The sequence below is a fragment of the uncultured Rikenella sp. genome (assembly GCF_910577125.1).
GTDB lineage: Bacteria > Bacteroidota > Bacteroidia > Bacteroidales > Rikenellaceae > Rikenella.
On the sequence record NZ_CAJTMN010000159.1, the window covers coordinates 1 to 3,185 of the forward strand.

The following is a 3,185-nucleotide window of genomic DNA, read 5'->3' on the forward strand; positions in this document are numbered from 1 at the left end:
GTAGCGTAGCTAACTAAAAGTTTTTGGTGCCGCTTTTTCCAAAAAGCGGCAGTCCTCTGCGGGTAGACACGGGAAAATCGTATCTTTGTTACCTGAATAAAGCGGATCGTTATGAGACAACTCTTCGTCGAGTGGAACGTCGACCCCGTCGCCTTTTCGCTCGGGAGCCTTGAGATAGCCTGGTACGGTGTTTTGTGGGCCGTCGCCCTGCTCTCCTGCCTGTGGATCTTCGCGCGGATGGTGCGTCGCGAAGGGCTCGATTCGCGGCTGGTCGATTCCGGATTTTTGTACGGCGTGCTCGCCACCATTATCGGCGCCCGGCTCGGCCACTGCATCTTCTACGAACCCGGCGAATACTTTCTGCATCCGTTCATGGACGGATTCCCGTGGATCAAGCTGCTCGACATCCGCGGCGGCGGACTGGCCAGCCACGGAGCCGCCTTGGGGCTGCTCATCGGGCTGTGGCTTTTCGCCCGGAAGTGGAAGTTCCCGTACATCTGGATCCTCGACCGCGTCGCCGTGATGGTGCCGCTGGCCGGTGCCCTCGTGCGGTTCGGCAACCTCATGAACTCCGAAATCTACGGCGACCCGACCACCCTGCCTTGGGGCTTTGTTTTTCTGCGGGCCCATGAGACCGTACCCATGCACCCGACCCAGATATACGAAGCATTGGCCTATCTGGCCCTCTTTTTCCTTTTGGCGCACCTCTATTGGCGTACCCGGCTGGCCGAGGAGAAACGCGGCGTAATCTTCGGACTCTTTCTGATTCTGCTCTTCACCGTCCGGTTCCTGATCGAATCCATCAAACTGCCGCAGGAGGCGTGGGAACAGGATATGGTGTTGAATATGGGCCAGATACTCAGCCTGCCGTTCATCGCGACCGGCGGCGTGATTCTGTGGTGGGCCTTGCGGCGGCCGGCTCAGCCCTACACCGGCATGCCCTTGGCCGGGAAAGCTCCGAATACATTGAAAAACAAAAAATAATCCTCCGTCATGCGACTTCTCCTTATCAGCAACTCGACCAACGCCGGCGAAGCCTATCTGGAATATCCCAAACAGCAGATCGCCGATTTTCTGGCCGTTTCGACCGTTCCGGTGAAACGGGTGCTGTTCGTGCCCTACGCCGCCGTGACCTTCAGCTACGACGACTATCAGGCCAAAGTGGCCACCCGGTTCGCCGAGTTTGGCGTCGAGGTCGATTCCGTGCACACCTACACCGATCCGGTGCAGGCCGTGCGGAAGGCGCAGGCCATTGTCGTGGGGGGCGGCAACACCTTCCATCTGGCCAAAGCGATGCAGGATCAGGGCCTCTACGAGCCGATCCGCGAGGCGGTGATGGAGCGCGGCGTGCCTTATATCGGGTGGAGCGCCGGCTCCAATATGAGCTGCCCGACGATCTGCACCACGAACGACATGCCGATCGTGGAGCCGCTCTCGTTCAAGGCGCTGGGACTCATTCCGTTCCAGATCAACCCGCACTATCTGGACGCCCATCCCGAGGGGCATGCGGGCGAGACGCGCGAGATGCGGATCGAAGAGTATATCGCGGCAAATAAGGGGATGCGTGTGGCCGGGCTGCGCGAAGGGTGCATGCTGCGGATCGAGGGGCGGAGCCTCTCGTTGATCGGGCCTCGAACCATGCGGCTGTTCCGTTTCGGGACTCCGCCGCGCGAGCTGGCGGCAGGCGAGGAGCTCTCGTTTTTGTTGAACGACTGATCTCCGGCGCGGTTCGATGGACAGACTGGATGAAATCGTCCGGAACGAATGCGACACCTGCGGCTTTTCGGCCGCAGGTGTCGTCGCTTATGAACCGCTGGAAACCGAGCGGGAACGCTTTCAGACCTGGCTGGCGGCCGGTTACGGCGCCGATATGGGGTATCTGGCCCGTTCGGCCTCGTATCGGCACGATCTGCGGAGGCTCTTCCCGGAGGTGCGCAGCGTGGTGGTGACGTTGACTTCGTATCGCCGTCCGCCCGAGGTGTGCCAGCCGGAGGGGGTGCCCCGGATCGCCCGTTTCGCCTGGGGGCGGGACTACCACGACGTCCTGAAGCGGAACCTCCGGCGGTTGCTGGAGGCGGTTCGCCGTCACGAGGGGTTTGCAGCGGCCAAAGGACGGGCGGTGGTGGACAGCGCGCCGGCTTTCGAACGGGCCTGGGCGGTCCGGGCGGGGCTGGGGTGGGTGGGGCGCAGCTCGATGCTGGTGCATCCCCGGCTGGGGAGCTTCACCCTTATCGGTCTGTTGTTGTTGGACGTCCCGCTACCGGAGGATTTTGCACCGCCGGCCGAAGTGCCGGACGGCTGCGGCGCTTGCCGACGGTGTATGGAGGCGTGTCCGACCGGGGCGATCGTCGCTCCCCGGACGCTCGATGCGCGCCGATGCCTCTCCTACCAGACGATCGAACGACGCGAGGCGGTGGAGCCTGCGTTTCGTCCGGCTCTGGAGGGGCGTATTTTCGGCTGCGACCGTTGCATGGAGGTCTGTCCGTACAACAACCGGGCGGGGATACCTCTATTGCTGCCCGGTTGCGGTCTGGAGGCGAATCCGGTCCAGCTGTCGGCGACCGTTTCGGAGTGGGAGGAGATGTCTGAGGCCGAGTTTGCCGAGCGTTTCGGAGCGAGTCCTCTGTCTCGTGCGGGACTCGCGAAGCTCCGCTCGTCGCTACCGCACAGGAATAAGTCCTGCGGAGTGTGAGGCGCGCGGACAAAGCATGGGGTAGAGGCTGTCAGTGGAAATGCGTGAGCATTTCCCCGTCCACGGGACGTGGGGCCCGCGCGGCCCGAGCGCAGTTCCGTCCGGTTAGGGTAGAGGCTGCCAATTGGGAGTGCGGCACGCACCGCCCGCTCGCGTAAAGAGGGATTTCGCTCGTTTTGCGATAGCAAAATCGAGATGAAATTCCAGCGGGCGACGGTTAAAAGCCTCGCGCGCGATTGCTGGAATAGGAAATCATTCAAACGCGAGGTGCGCGTTTGAATAAGATTGCCGTCAGCACGCGGTTGCGGCGGAGCGATAGCGGAGCCGCAGTGAGGCGGACACGGGGCAGAGAGTTGGGCCGATCTTTTGCGACCCGTAGGGTCGCACAGTCCGCCGCCCCGGCAGGCGGAGGGCTGCAACTCGTCGGCGCTCGTTGCGCCCTCCGTTGGCGCCGGACTGCTACGGGCGTTACGAAATGTATTTTGAGAATGAA

3 protein-coding genes are annotated in these 3,185 nt (G+C 62.4%); all 3 read left to right on the forward strand.

Features of this window, described 5'->3' with window-relative positions:
• Positions 1 to 111 precede the first annotated feature (111 nt).
• Genes lgt through queG form a run of 3 tightly spaced genes read left to right on the forward strand, consistent with a single transcriptional unit; the run spans position 112 to position 2,692 of the window.
• Positions 112 to 984: a prolipoprotein diacylglyceryl transferase gene (gene lgt / locus QZ292_RS10095; protein WP_294601166.1), complete on the forward strand. Its 873-nt coding sequence runs from the start codon at positions 112 to 114 to the stop codon at positions 982 to 984.
• A 9-nt stretch (positions 985 to 993) separates the two neighbouring features.
• Positions 994 to 1,716 carry a dipeptidase PepE gene (gene pepE / locus QZ292_RS10100; protein ID WP_294601168.1) on the forward strand — a complete coding sequence of 241 codons (723 nt, stop codon included), beginning with the start codon at positions 994 to 996 and terminating at the stop codon, positions 1,714 to 1,716.
• Positions 1,717 to 1,732: 16 nt separating this feature from the next.
• The gene (gene queG, locus QZ292_RS10105; RefSeq protein WP_294601170.1) at positions 1,733 to 2,692 is read left to right on the forward strand and encodes a tRNA epoxyqueuosine(34) reductase QueG; all 960 of its coding nucleotides are present in this window, start codon (positions 1,733 to 1,735) and stop codon (positions 2,690 to 2,692) included.
• Positions 2,693 to 3,185 lie beyond the last annotated feature (493 nt).